Genomic DNA, 22,311 nt, shown 5'->3' with positions numbered 1-22,311 from the left:
GCAACTTTATCAGCTTTTTCCATGTCCATAGGGATTGTTTTTGTCGTAAATCGCAATGATGTCTTGATGAAATTAGCATGACACCACACCTTTAGAGTATGGAAAATAATCAGACAGAAAGGTCTAAGTCTGTACACATTAGAGCCATTGAAAGCTATAAGGAATGAATTGAAAACAAATTCAATTTTATCAATACAGGGACAATGATTTGAAATACAGGTTATTTGCAACAGTCAGCAGAAGCAAAATGTTTGCCTTTTTACAAAGAATGTATCGCAGAAAAGCAATCGTTGTTGAAATCGCCCAACACAAACGCTTTGCGTACTCTGGCAAATAAATTTCGAGATATTGGCGGATTTAAAGATGCCGATACGATAGCAACAGAACTTGAATTTCAGGCAAATGAATTTGAGGTATCATATTACAAAGACAAGGTAGCCAAAGTAAAAGAGCAACTAAATAACTGTGAAACTGTCGAAAATTGCCAACAGATAGAAAGAAATATTGTTGACATTATTAATGAACTTAATAAAATATCAGATTTAGACGGAATTAAAGACCTGTCTGACGAATGTGCGGTTTTAAAAAATAACGCTAAATACCAAACAATTTATAATGTTGCTTGTAGAGCAATGCGTAAATTAAAGGAAAAACTTGACATTGCTATGACTGATAAAGAAAGATACGCTAAGTTAGTAGCAGACGAAAAATCATGGTTTCCTCAAAATTGTTTAATGTTTGGAGCGACAGCAAACACATTCCAAGAAATTGCTCATTTTTACGATTCCCAAGAACTGTCTGACGAATGTCGCAAATTATCTCGGCAATGTGGATGGGCTTTATATAAGTCCTGTTTCCATTGCGGACATAAACTCTCATTTTTTGGTAAATGCAAATGTTGTAAACAACGTCAGCCATATATTACAGAACAGGAAATAAAAAAGAATAAAGAAGATGATAAAATATGGGGAAATTCTGCAATAAAATACAGTATCGATAAGTTATACAACCATTCCATTCAACAGGAAGTGCAGAAAGCAAATGCGGCGAATGTATCATTAGAGGAACAAATACAAACAATGCGGGAATGGGAAAAACATAGTATAAGAAGTGAATGTCTTGGTATTATTCAGATGCTTTATGGAAAAGATCCTTATGGTTGCTACCCAGAAATGAAATAGCAAATAAACAGAAAATCAAGGGAATATTTTCAAGTCCGCCGTATGTAGGGCTTATTGATTATCATGAGCAACATGCTTGTTCGTCTCCGTCTTTTACTTTTGCAGTTTCAAAGGCAGTTTTTATAAGACTGTATATTTCAGGATAATCTTTTTCAGTTTCCTGCCTGATTTTGTAATCCGGAATGTTATTTAATTTCCACCATAGACTGGTATCAGTAACTTTATATTTGACCATCCTGCATTTTTCTAAAACTCGCATAGAAGCCGGATTGTCTTTGTATGTCTCGGCAATTACACTGTTTACATTAGGTTGTCTCAAAGCCCATTCTGATAATGCCTTAACAGTTTCGGTCATGTATCCTTGATTGCGGTAATCTGAATTTGTACCGTAGCCTATTTCAACTTGACCATATTCGTTTGGTTTGTATTTGAAACAAGCGCTGCCTATTGCCTTATTTTCTGATTTGAGAATAATCTGCCAATTTGTGTACCATATGTAATGATCCGGATACTTTAGAGCTTCTATGTAATTGTACTCCATAGCCATCCGGGTATCTTCATCCATACTTTCATAAGAAGGAGCCAGGCCTAAAGCCTGCTCCATCTTATCTGTTCCAAGTAATAGCAATTGAAATTGCTCTTTTGTTAAAGGAACTATTTTTAAACGATTGGTTTCTATTATCATTTTTATATTAATTACGTTAATTAAAGGGTATAATAATACCCTTCACCGGATATGATTTGTTATTTTAATAAAATAATACGAAAAATATTCCCGAAAGACTATTCGGAAAAACGAAAGGATAATCTGTAAGCCTTTACAGATTATTTACCCCACCAATATATTCTTAACTTTAGAAGTCATAAATTGTAATATGGCACAAATATATAAAAAATGATTAAATTATGCTTAATTGATATGTGTATTTTACATTTTAACACATAGCCTTCGATAAAGTGTGAATAATACCTTGTTAAATAAGAAATTTTAGTCTATAAAACTTTAGTAAGCAAACAAAATGACTTACTTTTGTGGTGCATTTTAAGAAGTATAACTATTTGAGTTTAAGCACTTATAAATAATGTTACAGTTAAAAGACTTGACCGCCGTACAATCGACTAAAAATCAATACAATAAACCTATATACATTAAACAATAAATTTAATCATGGCTAATCAAAAAGAAAAGCTTTTCTCTGACTTTCCGCGAATCTCAACCGAAGAGTGGATGGCTAAGATTGTGGCTGACCTTAAAGGCGCCGATTTTGAGAAAAAACTTGTTTGGAAAACAAACGAAGGGTTCAATGTCAACCCATTTTACAGAAGCGAGGATCTGGGAGGTCTTAAGACTGTAGATTCTCTTCCTGGCGAATTTCCTTACGTTCGTGGTACCAAGAAAGACAATGACTGGTACACTCGTCAGGATATCAATGTGGAGGATTTCAAGGCTGCGAATGCAAAAGCACTTGATGTTCTGAACAAAGGTATTACGTCACTGAGTTTTCATATCGATGGAGACGACGTAAACGTAGAGAACGTAAAAACTTTGCTGAAGGATATTCATCCTGAAGCTGTAGAATTAAACTTCAGTACGTGTCATCGTAAAGCATTGGAGTTGACTAAAATCTTAGTTGGTTACTTCAAAGAGTTAGGTGCAGATGTAATGAAATGTTTTGGTTCTGTCAATTACGACGCGTTTAAACCTCTTTTGAAAAAAGGACGTGATGCGGAAGGTTGGGTTGAAAAAGCTGCTGAGATTGTTAAGGCTGCTACACCTCTTCCCCGTTTCCGCGTACTTGCAGTAAACGCTCATGCATTGAGTGATGGCGGAGCATTTATTTATCAGGAATTAGGCTATGCTCTGGCTAATGGTAATCAATTGTTGAGCGCCTTAGTTGAGGCAGGATTAGATCCGACATTGGTAGCAAAGAAGATTAAATTCAACTTTGGCATTGGCGGTAATTATTTCATGGAGATAGCAAAATTTCGTGCTGCACGTTGGTTATGGGCTGAAATAGTTGAAGCTTACAATCCGATTTGTCCTAATGACTGTCCTAATAAATCACCTGAGGGTATCTGTCGTTGTGCTGCTAAAATATATGCACATGCTCAGACTTCAACTTTCAACAAGACAGTTTATGATGCGCATGTAAACTTGCTTCGCACTCAAACGGAAGCTATGTCTGCAACTATTGCAGGAGTTAATTCTCTTACAGTGCGTCCATTCGATGAAACATATAAAACGTCGGATGAATTTTCGGAACGTATTGCACGTAACCAACAACTATTGTTGAAGGAAGAATGTCATTTTGATAAAATAACAGATCCTTCTTCAGGTTCATACTATATTGAAAATCTGACAAAATCTATTGCGGAGCAAGCTTGGAAATTATTCCTTGAAGTTGACGAAAAAGGATTTTACGAAGCTCTTAAAGCCGGTACTGTTCAAACAGCGGTTAAAACTTCTGCTGATAACCGGTTTAAAGGACTTGCTACTCGTCGCGAAGTATTGTTAGGCACGAACCAATTTCCTAACTTTACTGAACAAGCTTCAAGTAAAATTGTTGAAAAAGAAGCATGTGGATGCGGTTGTGGTAAAGACGCTCCTTATTTGGCCCTACCGGCAGATCGCTTAGGTATGGCATTTGAAGCGCTTCGCCTTGCTACGGAAAAGCATGGTGCACCAACGGTATTTATGCTTACAATTGGTAATCTTGGTATGCGTTTGGCCCGTGCTCAGTTCTCTAGTAACTTCTTTGCTTGTGCAGGTTATAAGATTATAGATAATTTAGGGTTCGAAACAGTTGAAGCAGGTGTGAAGGCAGCTCGTGAAAAGAAAGCTGACATCATCGTACTTTGTTCGAGTGATGACGAATATGCTACATATGCTCCGGAAGCTCATAAATTGATTGCAGGACAAGAACATTTTGTAGTAGCCGGCGCTCCCGCATGTATGGATGATCTTAAGGCGCAAGGTATTGAGCATTTTATCAATGTAAGAAGCAATGTGCTTGACACATTGAGAACATTTAATGCTAAACTGGGAATAGAATAACAATTTAATTCGAATTAATAAAGTGGAAACAAAACCAACTTTGAAAGACTGGATAATTGCTGTACGGCCATGGTCGTTTCCTGTATCTTCCCTTCCTGCTTTTATTGCTATGATATATACCATGCATACTCATCCCGGAAGCTCAGCTAATTGGATATTGGGTGTGATGGCTATAATCGGAGCAGTTATTTTTCATGCAGGAGGAAATCTTATCAGCGACTATAACGATTATAAATACGGTGTAGACCGTGAAGGTAAGGTAGGAACAGATATACTGACCAGCAAATTATTCACTCCAAAACAAGTATTAGTTTATGGATGGATATTTATAATCATCGGTACTTGTTTAGGTTTATTCCTAATATCACAATCGGGAATTGGTCTTTTGTGGATTGGTTTGTTGGGAGCTATAGGTGCTGTTTTTTATTATATATTTAAATTCAGAGCATTAGGAGACTTGCTGATATTTTTGGTTTACGGACCTACTATCATGCTTGGTACAGGTTACGTTATGCTTGGTTACATCGATTGGACATTGTTGTTCGTTTCTCTTCCTATGGCCTTCATCACGGTGAATGTATTGCATTCGAACAATACACGTGATATAAGAAGCGACCGTTATGCTGAGATCAAGACATATGCAATGGTTATCGGTGTAAAGGCTTCGGTTATTCATTACTACATATTGACTATTTTATCATATGTTTCTATTGTGGTGATGGTTATATTGAATATTCTGCCAGTTACAGCGCTTATAACTTTGATAACTATTCCGATAGCTATCAAAAATTGTAAAGCGATGTCGCAGATTACCGAAGATGATGTGACTCCTATTAATGATTTGGATAAGAATACCGCTCAGTTGCAATTGATGTTTAGTGCATCATTGTCGTTGGGGCTGATAATATCTATCTTCATATGAAAAAACTGATAGTAGCGATCAGCATAGCTGCAATATTTTGGTTTGTGATGTTCTCACCGTGGACAAGTGGGCATATTAGTTTCTGGTATGCCATGATTCTTGCTACAGGAACATTAACCATTTTGTCTTTGACTTTTGGAAAGGATTGGAAATCGCAGTTCTCTTTCAATGTAAAAGATATTGCGTTAGGCATTGGTTCTGCTATTGTACTATGGGGAGTGTTTTATCTGGGAAATGAAATATCCGGATTGCTTTTCGATTTTGCTCATCCGCAAGTGGGTGACGTTTATGCCATGAAAGACGGGCAAAACCAACTTTTTCTTGCATTGGCTTTACTATTCTGGATTGGTCCTGCCGAAGAAATCTTTTGGCGAGGCTATGTTCAGAGTACACTGGCTGAGAGTAAACTCGGAGGTATGAAAGCATTTATTATTACAACGCTTATCTATGCTCTGGTGCATATTTGGGCTTTCAATTTTATGCTATTTATGGCCGCTCTAATTTGTGGCATATTCTGGGGATTCATTTATATGAAAAACAGAAATTTACTTACAGTGCTCATTTCCCATGCTATATGGGATGTAGCCGTTTTCATTTTATTTCCTATTTCGTAAATAATCAAACAACAAAAATATGAAACCAAATTTCAAAAACATCGACATTAACAGTTCTGGTTTTGCTGCTTCAGATGCAGCAAAATGGGCTGCTGATAATGGTATCGAAGCTAACTGGACAACACCTGAGTTGATTCAGGTTAAGCCTGTTTATACAAAAGAAGATCTGGAAGGAATGGAGCATTTGAATTATGCTTCGGGTATTCCTCCGTTCTTGCGTGGACCATATTCCGGTATGTACGCTATGCGCCCCTGGACAATCCGTCAGTATGCAGGATTCTCTACTGCTGCCGAATCCAATGCTTTCTATCGTCGTAACCTTGCGTCGGGACAGAAAGGTCTTTCTGTAGCGTTCGACCTTGCCACACACCGTGGATACGACGCCGACCATCCTCGTGTCGTAGGTGACGTTGGTAAAGCAGGGGTTTCTATCTGCTCGGTAGAAGATATGAAAGTTTTGTTCGAAGGTATTCCATTGAATCAGATGTCTGTGTCTATGACAATGAATGGTGCTGTGCTTCCCGTACTTGCATTCTATATCAATGCAGGATTGGAACAAGGTGCCAAGCTGGAAGAAATGGCCGGAACAATTCAGAATGACATTTTGAAAGAATTTATGGTGCGTAATACTTATATCTATCCACCTGAATTTTCTATGAAAATAATAGCGGACATCTTTGAGTTTACATCTCAGAAGATGCCTAAATTCAACTCTATCTCTATTTCAGGTTATCATATGCAGGAAGCCGGTGCTACTGCCGACATCGAGTTGGCTTATACACTTGCCGACGGTATGGAATATCTGAAAGCGGGTATCGATGCCGGTATCGACGTAGATGCATTTGCACCTCGCTTATCATTCTTCTGGGCTATCGGTATGAACCACTTTATGGAGATTGCCAAAATGCGTGCCGGACGTTTGTTGTGGGCTAAGATAGTTAAGAGCTTTGGGGCGAAGAATCCTAAGTCTCTTGCACTCCGTACTCACTCACAGACATCGGGTTGGTCACTGACAGAGCAAGATCCGTTCAACAATGTAGGACGTACATGTATCGAAGCTATGGCTTCAGCTCTTGGACATACACAGTCTCTTCACACCAATGCATTGGATGAGGCTATCGCGTTACCTACCGATTTTTCTGCACGTATTGCACGTAATACTCAGATATATATCCAGGAGGAAACTCAAATATGTAAAGAAATCGATCCTTGGGCAGGTTCTTACTATGTGGAAACACTTACTAACGAGCTTGTTCATAAAGCATGGGATCTTATTCAAGAAGTACAGAAACTTGGTGGTATGGCAAAAGCCATCGAAACAGGTCTTCCTAAGATGCGTATCGAAGAAGCTGCTGCACGTACTCAAGCTCGGATCGATTCTGGTTCTCAAACTATTGTAGGTATCAATAAATACCGCCTTGAAAAAGAAGATCCGATCGATATTTTGGATGTGGATAATACCGAAGTTCGTCGTCAACAGATCGAACGTCTGAATGACCTGAAGTCTAAACGTGACAACGAAGCGGTGAAAAAAGCTTTGGAAGCTATCACTGAATGTGTTAAAACAAAGAAAGGCAACTTACTGGAACTTGCTGTGGAAGCTGCGCGTTTACGTGCCACACTGGGAGAAATCTCTGATGCATGTGAGGTAGTAGTTGGCCGTTATAAAGCAATAATCAGAACTATATCAGGCGTGTATTCATCAGAAACAAAGAAAGACCCTACATTCTTGAAAGCTCAGGAGCTTGTAGCAGAATTTGCGAAGAAAGAAGGGCGTCAGCCTCGTATTATGATCGCTAAAATGGGACAGGACGGACATGACCGTGGAGCTAAGGTTGTAGCAACAGGTTATGCTGACTGTGGATTCGACGTGGATATGGGACCTTTGTTCCAGACTCCGGAAGAAGCTGCCCGTCAGGCTGTGGAAAACGATGTGAATGTGCTGGGTGTATCATCTCTTGCCGCAGGACACAAAACTCTTGTGCCTCAGGTAATAGCAGAGTTGAAGAAACTTGGCCGTGAAGATATCATCGTGATTGCCGGAGGGGTAATACCTGCGCAAGATTATGACTTCTTGTACCAATCGGGTGTTGCGGCTATTTTTGGTCCGGGAACTTCGGTTACTAAGGCCGCTGTACAGATATTAGAAATATTACTGGCTGAGTAATACTGACAGTATAGTAAAAAAGCCACTTGAATGAGTGGCTTTTTTGTTTATCTTAATTGCAGAAGTTTTTTTTTCAAATAATTATTCAATATATGATCGAGTATTTTATAATGTTTTCAAGTTCAGATTACGCCATAGTACTTTGATTCCTCCGCCATCATGTATTTGTAAAGCAATACGGCCTTGTCCTGCTTCGATTTTTTCATCTTCAAGAGTTATCATTTCTTCACCGTTGAGCCAAGTTGTTATTCTACTTCCTTGCAATAGGATACGCATTGTGTTCCAATCGCCGACTTTCAGGAATTCTTCTTTTTCTTTTGGTATCTGGATCAGCCAACCACGCCCATACGATTCGTATACACCGCCTGTGCCATGACCTTTCGGAGCTACTTCTACTTGCCATCCATTTACTTTAACACCTTCTTCAATGAAAGAACGAATAAATACACCTGAATTTCCATCGGCTTCTTGCTTAAATTCAACCGTCAAGTCAAAGTCGTCATAGTAATCACGTGTAGCTAAATAGCCGTATTTTTTATCCGGGCCGCTTTCACAAACGAGCAATTCATCTTGTACATACCATTTTTCGGTACCGTAAGCTTCCCATCCGGTGAGATCTTTACCATTAAACAGACTCACTTCTTTTGTTTTTCGAGGAAGTTCTTTTACTTTAATATTACGGAATGAGGCCGGAGAACCATGATCTTGCAGACATATTACTCCTTTTTTAGCAAGCCCGTATTCAGGTGCATTGCTCCATTTTCCACTGTTTTTGCGGGCAAACCAGTCGTCTGTCCATGCCTCGAATTCAAGTATCTTTTCTCCGTTCAGCCAATGTTCTACATGTCCATTGTCAAATACTATCTTAGAATTATTCCATTCTCCGTAAGGATTTACTTTCATCTTTGCTGTATCAGGCAAATACATAGCATAGTCTACTCCCAATCGTTGCCAAGGTTCTAATGTACCATCAAAATTTGGCTCATCGATTAGCTGATACTCGGGGCCTGTTACATATGGCACCTTGTATTGAGGCCGTTCTACCACATGATACAACATACCGCTGTTGCCGCCTTTGGTTAATTTCCAATCCCAGGAAAGTTCAAAGTTCTCATATTGTTTATCTGTAACAATATAACCGCTTCCATCACTTCCATCACCTTTAGCTTGGATACAACCATCTACAACATGCCATGGTTCGGCAAGAGTTTTACCATTATAATCTCGCCATCCATTCATGGTTTGCCCGTCGAATAATAATTGCCACCCTGCGGATTTCTCCTTGTCGGTAAGCACGTTATGTTGTTGGGTACTACTGCAAGATGCAAAACAAACTATAGAAATCATAGCTGAAGCCGACAGGCTTTTTAAAGTCGAAAAGTTCATATTGATTTAGGTTAAGATTAATAATCTACAATAAAGATAAGAAAATATTTCAAGCTTCTGTTTGATAGATATTTGTAATATAAGTTTTTATAACATTTATTGGCGTTTTATGAGTAAGATTAATATATTTATGAATATTGATGAGATTCTATCACATGATTTGTTATGAAAAAAAATGGAAGAGCTTCGAATAGAGGCTCTTCCATTTTATTTTTATTTTCCTGCTTTGTATGCGTCTACTGCTTTCTTGACTGACCCATGTAATAGTAACAATCGGTTAGCCTGTTCATAGTCCAGACCTAATTCTTCAGATACCATGCGGGTGCCCCTGTCTACTAGCTTCGCGTTCGAAAGTTGCATATTTACCATGCGATTCCCTTTTACACGACCAAGCTTTATCATTGTCGAAGTAGTAATCATATTCAGTATCATTTTTTGTCCTGTACCGGACTTCATGCGTGAACTACCGGTTACATATTCAGGGCCGACGATCATTTCTATCGGTATATCTGCCTCTTGAGAAATTGGGGAATCGGGATTGCTGGAGATCGATGCCGTAAGTATGCCATGTTTTCGGGCTTTGCGCAATGCTCCTATTACATATGGAGTGGTACCGGAAGCTGCTATGCCTATTACCGTATCTTTCTCATTTATATTGCGTTCCTGTAATTCTTTCCATCCCGCATCCATGTTATCTTCTGCTTTTTCTACAGGATTACGTAAAGCTGTGTCCCCTCCGGCAATTAAACCTATAACGAGGGTGTTTGGCATGCCGAATGTAGGAGGTATTTCGGATGCATCCAATACGCCCAGACGTCCGCTTGTCCCGGCACCCATATAAAAGATTCGTCCACCTTGTTCCATGCGGGGCACTATCTGAGATACAAGTTTTTCTATCTGAGGTATAGCTTTTTCGACAGCCAATGCTACTTTTTGATCTTCTTGATTAATTTCGGTTAGTAGTTCCAATACCGATTTGTTCTCCAGATTATCATATAATGAAGGCTGTTCTGATATTTTTATAAATGCCATTTTAGATATTAATTTTTTGATATTGTTCTTCAGCGTAATATTTAATTAGCCCATCCATCGGAGATGAGATTATAGTACCTACTTTTATACCTAAATCGTTTCCCGCTTTTCGCAGGATATTCTGATAATGGTAAGCTATAGATCCTGTGAAATGAACTTCATTATTTTTATAATCGTATTGCTGTACATTTTTTATATAAAAATCATTGAATGCTTGATATACGATGTTATACACTGTATTGTCATCAATGTTTTTTAATATAAATGGAGAGAGACTCGCTAAAAAACGATTAGCCATAGGTTGTTTATACACCTTGTCGAGTATAACAGCCGCAGTGAGATCAAATTCTTTTAAGAATTTTTCTTTAAGTCCCGGTGTCAGCTGATTTTTAAGGCAGGCTCCCAAAAATAATCTTCCAATGACAGCGCCGCTACCTTCATCTCCGAGTATGTATCCTAATGGAGATACGTTCTCTTTTATTTCTTTTCCGTCGTAATAACACGAATTAGAACCTGTTCCGATGATACAGGCAATCCCTTTTTCCTTGCCACATAAACCTTTTGCCGCTGCAAGCAGGTCACTGTCTACTTCTATGTGATTTATGCTAAAATTGTCAGCTATGGCCTCTTTAATAATGTTGTTTTTTTCGGGAGTGGCGCATCCTGCTCCAAAAAAGTAGGCGGCATCAATATCATACCCGTTTATTACAGGTTTTAGTGAAGTCATTAACTCTTTACTTATATCTTCTTTGGTGCGAAAAAATGGATTTGCACCTTTTGTATAAGTTTGTTTTATTTCTTTATCATGTTCTACTAAGCGCCAATCGACCTTGGTAGAACCACCATCTGCCAATAATATCATATCTTAATATAAATTTTCTTTTTATACAATATGTTACCTATAACCCAATTTAACGCGACAAACAACATGGCAAATATTAAGGATCCAAAATAGTCGCCTAAGTAAGGTTGCAGGCAAACTTTATATATAAAAACTTTAATGCTGATTGTTGCCCCATCGTAAGGGATTAAAATGCCTCCAAGCAATATTGATAATATACCTGCGGCTACGTATATGAATAGAGGATTTACTCCGAAAGACTCAAAGAATACACTCCACTTTTTATACCCTTTAATATCGATTATCCAGATAAGAAGGGCGAGTAAAGTCGAAGCTAATCCACATGTAGCCAACACGAATGTTGGAGACCAAATTTTCTTATTAATAGGACATCCGTAGCTAAGCAAAAAGCCTGAAAAAGTAAGGATAGCCCCTAAAATGAATAATCTGTTTATTTTTTCATAATTATCTTTAGTATTTAATAAAAGGCCACCACAACAAAAACCTATTAAAACGTGGCAAACAGCAGGAATCGTGCTCAGTAGTCCTTCCGGATCAAGTTTAACTCCACTGTCTGTATACATATGGTTTACTCCCAATATTGTCCTGTCGAATACAGAGATTATATTTTGTTCGCTTAATTCGAATCCGTTTCCGAATAATAGCAAGAGAAAATATCCTATCAATGTAATAAAAATGATATATGGGATATACTTGTGTTTCACAAGAATTGCAATCAGCGCTGTGATTCCATATGTAAGAGCCAGACGTTGCATCACTCCGAGAATCCGTATATTCTCGAAGTTGGAGACTGATTTTATAAGACGATCAAAAAAAGTCAGATCTTCTCCGGATAGCCCGTTATATGTACGAATCGATAACGATAACCAGCCAAGCCCCAATCCTATGAGAAATATGACAACTGTTCTTTTAATTATTTTGAACAGAGTAGCTTTGTCAAACTCGAAATTAAATTTACGAAGTGATATATATGTGGATATTCCCATGATAAACATAAAGAATGGGAATACTAAATCCGTAGGGGTAAGCCCATGCCAGGGAGCATGTCCTAACGGTGCATATATACTGCTCCACGATCCCGGATTATTAACCATAATCATTCCGGCGATAGTGATACCTCTCAATATATCGAGTGATAATAGCCGGCTACTGGATTTTTGATTCATTGTGTGTCCTTTTAGTTGACTTATTTATATAAATAATACTTTTTTGACGTTTTCTTGAATGGTTCTACTTCTTTGTACCAAAAGTCTTTAATATCGTCAAAATTATTATTTTTAGCAAATGCCAGACGAACAAAATCACTTCCGGATACTTGATCGAACATACGGAACCGCTTGTCATTGGCATTATCAAAGATCGCTTTGTCCGGATATAGTTTTGCTATTTCTTGCATCAGATAAAATTGTATTTCCGACAGTCTGGCCTTCTCATAATCCATAATATGCACCTGCACACCTTGTAGTTGCTGTCCTTGTCCAACAGAATAGAAAGGTCTTATATGTAAAGGTCTGAAATGAATGCCCGGCAAATTTAGCCGATTCATGTTGTCAGCTAATTCCTCCGCGTTTACCCATTCAGCGGCAAACATTTGAAATGGAATAGTATAGCCTACGCCAATGGACATGTAACCCAATTCACCTAAAATACCAGATACCGGATAGAACACAGCCGATATAGGTTGTGGTATATGTGGCGATGATGGTATCCATTGAAGACCTGTTTGTTCGTACGACATTTTGCGTTTCCAACCTTTCATCTTCACCACATGTAGTTTACATTCTTGTTTAAGCATTTTCTCTCCGTTAAGCAATAAAGCTAATTCTCCACATGTAAGTCCGTAGACATATGGAATCTTGAACTGACTAACAAAGGAAATAAATTTATCGTCAACTAAGCCACCTTCAACCTTTAATCCTCCAAGAGGGTTTGGCCTGTCGAGAACAATAAATTCTATATTGTTTTCAGCAGCGGCTTGCATAGCCAGTCCCATTGTGCTTATATAAGTGAAAGAGCGGCATCCTATATCCTGAATGTCATATACCAAAACATCTATACCTTTAAGCATTTCAGGGGTAGGGATTCTTGTTTTTCCATAAATAGAATATACAGGAACTCCGGTCTTAGGATCGGTTACATTGTCAACATGATCTCCTGCGTGAGCGTCTCCGCGAACGCCATGCTCAGGAGCGAATAACGCAACGAGTTTTACATTTGGAGCTTCACTCAGAATATCGATAGTAGATTTCATCTTGTTATCCACTCCCGTAGGATTGGTGATAAGTCCTACTCGTTTACCTTCCAATACTTTAAAGTTTTGCTCTTTTAATATTTCAATACCCGTTTTTACCTTAATCTTTTGGGCAAATGCCGTGACAGATAAAAAGCATAGTGTAAATAATATAATCGATATTTTTTTCATGATAGTTTAGTTATTATTCCCCTCTTCTTTTGCTTTGGGTTTTCCATAGTTAGGATCTATTTTAAGCAAAGAGACGGCTATGATAGGAATTATAGAACAGATCATTACCCATATAAAGAAATGATTGTAACCTAATAGTTCTTGTAACCATCCGGCAAACATACCCGGTATCATCATCCCCAGAGCCATTAATCCGGTGCAGAATGCATAATGGGCTGTTTTATGCTGACCTTCGGAGAAGTATATCATAAATAGCATATATGCCGTAAATCCGAATCCATAGCCGAATTGCTCGATAAATACACAGATATTGATAATGATCAGGCTGTCTGTCTGTGTAAAACTCAAGTATAGGAATGTCGCTATTGTTAATAACATACTCAAAGTCATTGGCCATAACCATTTTCTCAAACCTCCTTTAGCAGCAACGAGACCGCCGATAATTCCGCCTGATGTTAAACCAATAATTCCGATAGTTCCATAAACAAGCCCTACTTCACCGGTTGTAAGCCCTAAACCACCTATTTCTCTTGAGTCCAGTAAAAACGGATTGATGAGTTTCAGTAATTGAGCTTCTGAAAAACGGAATGTGAGCATAAAGAATAGGGCTGCTCCAACTTGCGGCTTTGTAAAAAAAGTGAACCATGTTGTAAGGAACTCTTTCAATATGGATTTTGCAGTCACATGTGTATGTGTCTTATCCGAATCGGGTTTAGGTAGCGCTACCCTGTGGTAGAAACTAAAGAATATAAACAATCCGGCAAGCACAAAAAATGTAATAGACCAAGCGAAAGGAATATTTCCCGATAAGCCTTTATAATCAGCAGAACTGGCAGTTGTAAGTTTCGGATCAATCTGAAATACGATATAAGCCGGTTTATTCCAGTTTGCATTGTTAAAAGTTAATCGTTCACCTATAAGGAGCGAAATGCTTTGATCACCATGATTCATTGTTGTATTCAACACCATTTCTTTACCATCTTCAGGCTGCTTTGACAGCTTGACTGCTACTACAGCAACATTCCCGGTATGTTCAGATTTCTCTACATAGCGTTTTTCACCAAAATTGCCTTTAATCCATGTGCCTAAGGGTTTTGATACGCTAGATGTCCACCAACTTACTTTCTTTGTTGTATCAACGATCTCTTTGGTACTGAACCCGTTATCATGATTTAAAGTATTTATTTCTTTAATAAAGAGTTGTAAGCTGTCTTTGTTTACGCCGTGTGTTCCAATTTGTACGACATCCCTGTCTACAATAAATCGTATATTTCCATCTTGAGGAGCTGTGTCCTGTAGTTGGGGTATATACAGTGTAGATTGAGTGTATTGCGGCGAAGCATCAATATTTATTTTTACAGGCTCACTACCTGATGTACTTTCCAGAAATCCTGCAAGGATGATAAGGATACCTTGTCCCATAATCGTAGCTACTCTGTAGAAGGTACTTCTAATGCCTACATACATAGCCTGCTGGTTGGTGTCGAGTCCCAGCATATAGAATCCATCGGCGGCTATGTCGTGTGTTGCCGAGCTGAATGCCAATAGCCAGAAGAAAGCCAATGTAGCCTGAAAAAAGAAGGGTAGGGGAATTGTAAATGCAATGCCTGCAAATCCGGCTCCAATAAGTAATTGCATGGTTACTATCCACCAACGTTTTGTTTTTAGCAGATCCACAAACGGACTCCAGAATGGTTTAATTACCCAGGGTAAGTATAGCCAGCTGGTATATAGAGCTATATCTGTATTGGAAATACCCATACGCTTGTACATAATCACCGAAATGGTCATTACAGCGACATAGGGTAATCCCTCTGCCAAATATAGAGTAGGAATCCACGCCCAAGGCGATCTTTTATTTCCTTTCATATTCTTTATATTTACTTAATATAGTTCGTTTATAGTTGCATCTATATAGTAATGCAATAAGATTGTGTCGTATTTGTATCCTTTCTCTCCCATAACGGCTGCTCCTATCTGGCAAAGTCCGACTCCATGTCCCCAGCCGGCTCCTGACAGGATAAAAGTATTGTCTTTTTTGTCAACAATAAAAGCAGAACTATAGAGGTGGGAAGTGGATAAAATACGGCGTATTTCCAGTTCTTTTCCTATAATTAGTGTTTTCTTGCTTCCTACAAATTTTAATTTTACAAGCCGTCCGGATGTACCTCTTTGTATAGGTATCAGGTCTTGAATAAGCCCGAAATCGATCCCGGAACGTTTTTTCACCAGTTCTGACAGTTCTTCCTGAGAATAACTGATTTGCCAGCGATAAAAATTAACGGTCTCCTGATCGTAATTATTCAGTACTTGTCCCAGAATTTTTTTATCCTGTGTATTACAATAGGCAGGCGGATTGGTTTGTATCCATTTTACAGACTCACTCTCTTGTGTCAAATCAGGTATATCCAGCGGAGATTCACTGTCTCTACGCTTTACCAGATAAGGGAATTTTGTGTCTTCCCAACAGTTTTGGAATTCTTCGAAAACACCTCCGCAGCATTTCGAAAACCGGGCATCGCATATCTTGTTTTCTGACATTAATACTTGCCCGCGGGTTTCTGCAATAGCCTGCTTTACGATGCCGATATTTGCCGAAGCGCGTGTAATTCCCTGATAGCGCTGGCAATGATCGTCAGCACACACATCATAATTCGTGTGGTCCTCACGATCATACCAACGAATTATCTCATTCTCTGTTTCTGTAAATGTCGAATAATTTTCATTTTTGGCTACGATTTCTTTATTCTTTTCTATCTGAGCCAACAACCAACTACGCGATATAACAGCATGAGCTTTCAGCAACTCGAGAGAGGCTGTGGCACTCATTTCTGATGAGATAACACTAGTGAGATAGTTTTCTACTTTAATAAGATTAATAGCAGTTATCATATTATTTTCCACGATTAGTTTCAATGCCCCTTGAAACTGTTGGTCTTCTTTTCGTTCCCAGTGGAAATTAATACCGATAACGACATCCTTCAGAGTAAAGCAGGCGTCATCATTTTGTGGTTCGAAGAGTAATTCTTTATACAATAGTCCATTCCATAGAATTTGATTATCCTTCAATTGTGCACTGTTTTCGGAAGATACTATTTCTCCTTGACACAAATAATCTGCATTCAAGGTAAAAGATATCTTTTCGTTCCACAAAATTCCGACGCTTACTTTCGGTTCCATTTTCATTACATTTTTAATTTGTCAATGACGAGTTGCATTTTTTCATCACTGATGCAAATCTCTTTTAGAATATCTTTAACATCTTTTTCTCTTATTTTTTTGAAGTCCTTTTCCAAAGGAGTAATAAACACTCCTCCGAGATCTACGGAGGCAGGGCTTATCAGTAAATTATCGTCTCCTTCGGCAAAGAAGCAGTACGGACGATGTTTTTCGCGTGGAAAAACAACACTGTACCATGTTCCGTTTTCATACCATGTCAGTATGTTCGTCATAGGCTCTTTGTCATCCTCTTTGAGCTCCAAAAATCCGTATAGTTTATTGAATACGGTTATTGCAGCATCTTTATCTTTTGTTTCCAAAAGAAAACAATTTCGCATATATTGCCTGATGGCATAAAGTATTAATTTATCAGACTTTAAAACCGTTTCTTTTGTTATGCTTTTTATCTCTTTCTCTAATGGCAGAAAACCTTTGTTACCTGCCTGAAAATGAGCATGGTCAGGAGCCGAAGCTCCACATTTAGGTCCATTGTAAAAAATGGTATATTCTTCCATCTCTTTTGCCAGATCGAGCATATCTCCGTAAATGCCGGCTATAAGTTGATCCGTATGCTTGTATGTGGAAATTGTAAAGTGTTCAGGAAAAATAGGGTAGGGATTGACCAGTACCTGATATTCGCCATATGGAATCCCTTTTTGTTCTATCGGTAAATTATCCGGACATAGAAAACATTTCCGTTCCCGGATTGATTTAGCATCTATCTTGGCTGCTGACGATTGGATACGGGCAGGATTGAATTGTATTCTGATAGAGAAATCAGAAAAGTCAAATTCTTTCGTTTCCACACTCTTCAAAGCGTCGAAATTTGTCTTAGCCAATATCCATTCATCTAATTGTGAATGAAGTAATTCTTTAGCTTGTTTTGAGGTTAAACTCATGTTTGTTTATTTATACAGGGTGTAATGTTTTGCTTATTATTACACCCTGAAAAGATTGATAATCAATTACCCTTGTTCAGAGCAATACGAGCTTCTAATTCCCAAGTACGGATTCTGTCTTTATATGTATTGTGCGCATTCATTTTTACTATATCCAGTGAAGCGTCTGAGTTGTCGTCCCATCGACGGCATAGGTATAGTACATCGTATATACGTCCTATCTGATATTCACGTGAAAAATTCAAGCCCAGGGCATAATCTTCCCCGTAGCTGGTATTCGGAACTTTAATATCTCTTAGTACCGGAGTGTAGAATGCACGAGGAGCTCCTAATCCATTAATGCGAAGAGCATTGTTACGTCCATTATCAGGTGTCCACTCTTTATGGTCTATAATGCCCGGAGGTATCATCTTCATGTCGAAGTCGGTCAGCATATAAGTACCGACTACCATAGCACAATTTTGTTGATAAAAGGCATCTACTATTTTTTGTAATGTGTTTTCGTCAGAATATACATCATCACTATCCAGTTGAATAGCAAACTTTCCACATTTCGGATGATGCACTCCGACATTCCAGCAACCACCTATTCCCAATTCTTGATTGTCCGGAATAAGGTGTATGAGGCGTTCATCTGCAAATTTATCTATAGCTTCAGTTGTGCCGTCGGTAGAATAATTGTCTACTACTATCAGGTTGAACTTAAAGTTTGTTTTCTGGCTTAATACAGATTGAATGGCATCGGCGATTGTACGGATGCGATTGCGAACAGGGATGATGACCGAAGCCTCATATTCAAATCCTGTTTCACTGAAATTTATTTCTTTGAAATTAGGAGCTAAATATCCATCGATCTTTTTCAGATGATCGGTACATGCTTCTTCCATTTCTATTTGCATATCGCGGTTTTTGGGATCGACATAGTCAAATATCTTTTCACCGCTCTTGCGGTTGTCATTTTCTATTTCAGTGTATAAGTATTCATTAATATGAACCAGAGCGGCTTCCTGGGAGACTTTCAAACGAAGGTCGTATATTCCTGCAAACTTATAGTCTTTTTCCATTTTTGCAACAGCAGCTTTCAGGTATGTAGACTTATAAATAAGGACTGATCCAAAATTGAAATCATCCCGTAAGCTGCCTTTTTGATAAGCAATTACCGGACTATTCTTTTTTTCTCCGTTTGCAACCTGGTAATGATCAGCGTAAACGAGGCCTGCACCGGAATCTTTTGCTATTTGCAGCATACGGTCAAGGGCAAACATTCCCATCCTTAGATCAGCCGGTTTTGTGTAAATAAGCGTGTATTCAGTATTGGCTTTTTCTGCTATCTTCTTTATTGTTGAAGTAGAACGTAAAGAATCGATGTTAATAACTTCACATCCTTCTATTTTTTCTTGATTTGCATTATCATCGAGCAAGAATATTTGTTCTACGAGAGACGATTCACGTAAAGATGTTATTGTTGCTTTTATTTGATCTATATTTTGAAATGGAATAAAACAATTAATTTTCATTACTATTTTTTGTTTATGTTGTTAGAGATGATTTCTTTTTATTTGTAAGAAGAAGTAGCCCAACGAATGTTAAAGCTGCATTTATGATTAATATTTCGTAGCTAAATTTATATCCATTAAACCAGGATACCGAATTTTTATCCAGAATAAAACAGATTATAGGGGCTATAATTGCTACCAGAGGTATATATTTGTCTTTGACAGTCTTTTTGGTAAAGATGCCGAATGCAAATAATCCCAAGATAGGACCATATGTATAACTGGCAAGAATGTAGACTGCATCTATCACCGATGTGTTGTTAAGCAGGTCTATAATAATGATTACCAATCCCATAACGACTGCCATTCCAACATGTACTTTTTTTCGGATTTTGGCCACTTCGTTATCTGCTTTTTTCTTAGTGCTTTCCAATATATCTACAGTGAAAGAGGTGGTGAGTGCTGTGAGCGCTGACCCGGCGGCAGCATATGCAGCGGATATTAATCCTATGATAAATAAAATGCCGACTATAATAGGAAAATAACCGTTTGTAGCCAATAATGGGAATAACTCGTCACTCTTTTCCGGTACGGCAATGTTATTCTGAGATGCATAAGTGTATAGAAGGACTCCCAGCATTAGGAACAGTAAGTTGATTACCAGCTGCATTGATCCACTAATGACAATATTTTTTTGTGAATCCTTAGAGTTTCGGCAACTCATATTCTTCTGCATCATGTCTTGATCTAGCCCTGTGGTGGCAATTACTGTGAAAATTCCTGCCAAAAACTGCTTGAAGAAGAAACGCCTGTCATTAACATCGTCAAAAAAGAATGTTTTAGAAAAATCATTATCCCTGATCGTTGATAACATGCCGGAGAAATTTAGCCCCAGGTCAGAAGCTATGTAATAAATACATAATCCTACGGATACAATTAGGCAGAATGTTTTAAGTGAATCTGTCCATATCAGGGATTTTACACCTCCGCGATATGTATAGAGCCATACTAATCCTACAGTAAATATAACATTAAGAATAAATGGTAATTCGAGAGGAGCAAAGACTAATAATTGTAGTACAATGCAAACCAAAAACAGGCGTACAGCCGCTCCCAACATCTTAGAGATAAAAAAGAACCATGCTCCGGTTTTATATGATGAAATTCCGAAACGATTCTCCAGATACTCATAAATGGATGTAAGGTTCATTTTATAAAAAAGGGGGACTAACACGAAGGCAATGATAAATTGCCCTACAACGAATCCCATTACCATTTGCATGTATGAAAATCCACTGGCGGCAACCATTCCGGGCACTGATACAAAGGTTACTCCCGATATGGCAGAGCCTATCATTGCAAAAGCAACTATGTACCATGGCGATTTACGGTTTCCGGTAAAGAACCCTTGATTGTCAGCCTTGCGTCCTGTTATATAGGATATTGCAAAGAGGATGGCAAAATAAAACGCTATAGTTATTAATACTAGTATTGGGCTCATTCTTTTGATTTTTTATTCTTCGTATAACAAATAAGGTTTACGTTGTAGTCTGAATTTTTCCACATCGCTTTTCCACATTTTTTTGATTTCGTCAGCCGGTTTCCCGTCTATAATCATTTTTCGGATATAATCTACACCCACTAATTTTTCAAAGAAAGAACGGAAGAAGTGATCACCCATATTCAGATTATTATAGGCGTCTATTATATATGTAAGGTCAAAACCTTTGGCAAATATTTCATCGTCTGACATATTTCTCAAATCAACGCCATAACAGAGTTTATTTAGTTGAGGTGGATTTTTAGCGCCGGAAATGCTTCTTGGTGTAAAAGAAAAAGCGTATCCTTTCATATTGGGATGCCCGTATACTTCGAATGGAAAGGAAGTTCCACGTCCTAAACTCACGGGAGTGGCCTCAAATAAACAGGTCGAAGGATATAAGTAAATGGATTTCATAGTTGGCAGGTTTGGCGATGGTGCTACCGGTAATTTATATAACATCTTGTGTGTATAATTCTTACACTTGATAACTGTCAGGTCACATGTTTTACCATCAGTCAGCCATTTTTCTCCGTTTACCATCAATGCCAATTCTCCTAGTGTCATGCCATGTACAATAGGAATCGGTAGCCAACCAACACCGGATTTATGTTTCATATCTAGTATTGGACCATCAATATAATGTCCGTTGGGGTTGGGACGATCAAGGACTACTACTTTTTTCCCGTACTCAGCACAAACATCCATTAATCTGACCATTGTTACATAATAGGTATAAAATCTTAAACCTACATCTTGGATATCTATTATTAATATGTCGAACATATCCATAGATTCTTTACTGGGTTTACGCTCCTTTCCATCATAGAGAGAGCGGATAGGCACCCCTGTTTTTTCGTCTACAGAACTGCCTACATGTTCTCCTGCATCAGCATTTCCTCTGAAACCATGTTCCGGCGAGAATATTGCGACAACATTAATTTTTTCTCTTACCAGCATATCCACAAGGTGCTCATTGTTAACGATGCCTGTATGATTAGACATTACTGCTATGCGTTTTCCTTCGATAAGAGGATAGTATTCATTCGTAGATTCTGCTCCTACCTTAATATTGTTTTGCGCATGGGATACAGTGAACAAAATAAATAATAAAAGTGTGATATTCAATCTTTTCATGGTTTGAATCCTTTGGTTTGTTTTTTAATAGTCAAAGATAAAAGATTAGACACTAAGTTTCTTCGAGGTTCTGACTTAAAATGATTACAAAACAAATATATGATGATATTTTAAATTTCTATTATATGGAATAATATAAATCTTTGCAATTAACAATTATTTATAATTATATACGTAAATTAATAAAATATAGCCTTGCTGATTATACCGGTTTATCTTTGCTGACCGTGTTTGCGGGTTGGTGATACATCGTTTGCTTGCTATTATTTTAATTAATACTTTAGTTTAGTTAACATGTATGAATAAATGTATATGAAATGAAAATTTGATGTATCTTGCGGCTTTATCTGTTTGCATATTTTGCTTTTCTCTTTCTTTT

The 22,311-nt window shown here is 38.0% G+C and carries 16 protein-coding genes and 1 pseudogene; 5 read left to right on the top strand and 12 right to left on the bottom strand.

All coding sequences use genetic code 11. The features are described from left to right. Positions 1-317 precede the first annotated feature (317 nt). The gene (locus ACYPZI_RS01635; protein ID WP_459597961.1) at positions 318-1,181 is read left to right on the top strand and encodes a hypothetical protein; all 864 of its coding nucleotides are present in this window, start codon (positions 318-320) and stop codon (positions 1,179-1,181) included. A gap of 61 nt (positions 1,182-1,242) precedes the next feature. On the opposite strand, the gene ACYPZI_RS01630 is transcribed toward ACYPZI_RS01635, so the two are convergent. Beyond that, entirely contained in the window at positions 1,243-1,866 is a 624-nt protein-coding gene (locus ACYPZI_RS01630; protein WP_459597959.1) for a GNAT family N-acetyltransferase, read from the bottom strand. Positions 1,867-2,349: 483 nt separating this feature from the next. Here ACYPZI_RS01630 and mutA point away from each other — a divergent pair, with 483 nt between their 5' ends. The 4 genes from mutA to scpA are packed head-to-tail and all read left to right on the top strand — an operon-like array spanning position 2,350 to position 7,939. Next, positions 2,350-4,236: a methylmalonyl-CoA mutase small subunit gene (gene mutA / locus ACYPZI_RS01625; RefSeq protein WP_459597957.1), complete on the top strand. Its 1,887-nt coding sequence runs from the start codon at positions 2,350-2,352 to the stop codon at positions 4,234-4,236. Between the two features lie 22 nt (positions 4,237-4,258). Continuing rightward, the gene (locus tag ACYPZI_RS01620) at positions 4,259-5,158 is read left to right on the top strand and encodes a prenyltransferase (protein ID WP_459597956.1); all 900 of its coding nucleotides are present in this window, start codon (positions 4,259-4,261) and stop codon (positions 5,156-5,158) included. Next, entirely contained in the window at positions 5,155-5,772 is a 618-nt protein-coding gene (locus ACYPZI_RS01615) for a CPBP family intramembrane glutamic endopeptidase (RefSeq protein WP_459597954.1), read from the top strand. The genes ACYPZI_RS01620 and ACYPZI_RS01615 overlap by 4 nt, the downstream gene beginning before the upstream one ends. A 19-nt stretch (positions 5,773-5,791) precedes the next feature. Next, positions 5,792-7,939, top strand: a complete 2,148-nt coding sequence (scpA, locus tag ACYPZI_RS01610; protein WP_459597952.1) for a methylmalonyl-CoA mutase — start codon at positions 5,792-5,794, stop codon at positions 7,937-7,939. A gap of 105 nt (positions 7,940-8,044) precedes the next feature. On the opposite strand, the gene ACYPZI_RS01605 is transcribed toward scpA, so the two are convergent. From ACYPZI_RS01605 to ACYPZI_RS01555, 11 genes and pseudogenes are all read right to left on the bottom strand, one after another. Beyond that, positions 8,045-9,286, bottom strand: coding sequence for a 3-keto-disaccharide hydrolase (locus ACYPZI_RS01605; RefSeq protein ID WP_459598158.1), 1,242 nt, complete (start codon positions 9,284-9,286; stop codon positions 8,045-8,047). A 252-nt stretch (positions 9,287-9,538) separates the two neighbouring features. After that, positions 9,539-10,357 (bottom strand): N-acetylmuramic acid 6-phosphate etherase, encoded by an 819-nt coding sequence (gene murQ, locus ACYPZI_RS01600; protein ID WP_459597950.1) that lies wholly within the window; start codon positions 10,355-10,357, stop codon positions 9,539-9,541. A 1-nt stretch (position 10,358) separates the two neighbouring features. Continuing rightward, positions 10,359-11,219: a BadF/BadG/BcrA/BcrD ATPase family protein gene (locus tag ACYPZI_RS01595; protein WP_459597948.1), complete on the bottom strand. Its 861-nt coding sequence runs from the start codon at positions 11,217-11,219 to the stop codon at positions 10,359-10,361. Continuing rightward, positions 11,216-12,385 (bottom strand): acyltransferase family protein, encoded by a 1,170-nt coding sequence (locus tag ACYPZI_RS01590; protein WP_459597946.1) that lies wholly within the window; start codon positions 12,383-12,385, stop codon positions 11,216-11,218. Before ACYPZI_RS01590 ends, ACYPZI_RS01595 begins: the two co-directional genes overlap by 4 nt. A 20-nt stretch (positions 12,386-12,405) precedes the next feature. Further along, positions 12,406-13,641 carry an exo-beta-N-acetylmuramidase NamZ family protein gene (locus ACYPZI_RS01585; protein ID WP_459597944.1) on the bottom strand — a complete coding sequence of 412 codons (1,236 nt, stop codon included), beginning with the start codon at positions 13,639-13,641 and terminating at the stop codon, positions 12,406-12,408. Between the two features lie 1,365 nt (positions 13,642-15,006). After that, positions 15,007-15,510, bottom strand: a pseudogene (locus ACYPZI_RS01580) (MFS transporter); the annotation flags it as partial. Positions 15,511-15,525: 15 nt separating this feature from the next. Beyond that, positions 15,526-16,821, bottom strand: coding sequence for a SpoIID/LytB domain-containing protein (locus ACYPZI_RS01575; protein WP_459597942.1), 1,296 nt, complete (start codon positions 16,819-16,821; stop codon positions 15,526-15,528). Positions 16,822-16,826: 5 nt separating this feature from the next. After that, the gene (locus ACYPZI_RS01570) at positions 16,827-17,759 is read right to left on the bottom strand and encodes a DUF4922 domain-containing protein (RefSeq protein WP_459597940.1); all 933 of its coding nucleotides are present in this window, start codon (positions 17,757-17,759) and stop codon (positions 16,827-16,829) included. Positions 17,760-17,821: 62 nt separating this feature from the next. Continuing rightward, entirely contained in the window at positions 17,822-19,276 is a 1,455-nt protein-coding gene (locus ACYPZI_RS01565) for a glycosyltransferase family 2 protein (RefSeq protein ID WP_459597938.1), read from the bottom strand. A gap of 13 nt (positions 19,277-19,289) precedes the next feature. Further along, a complete protein-coding gene (locus ACYPZI_RS01560; RefSeq protein WP_459597936.1) occupies positions 19,290-20,756 on the bottom strand; it encodes a sodium:solute symporter in 1,467 nt (488 codons plus the stop codon). Positions 20,757-20,768: 12 nt separating this feature from the next. Further along, positions 20,769-21,932 carry an exo-beta-N-acetylmuramidase NamZ family protein gene (locus ACYPZI_RS01555; protein ID WP_459597934.1) on the bottom strand — a complete coding sequence of 388 codons (1,164 nt, stop codon included), beginning with the start codon at positions 21,930-21,932 and terminating at the stop codon, positions 20,769-20,771. Between the last annotated feature and the right edge of the window lie 379 nt (positions 21,933-22,311).

It is taken from the genome of Dysgonomonas reticulitermitis (assembly GCF_054601275.1).
The sequence above is the reverse complement of the archived record's forward strand: the minus strand, read 5'-3'. Positions and strand labels throughout refer to the sequence as shown.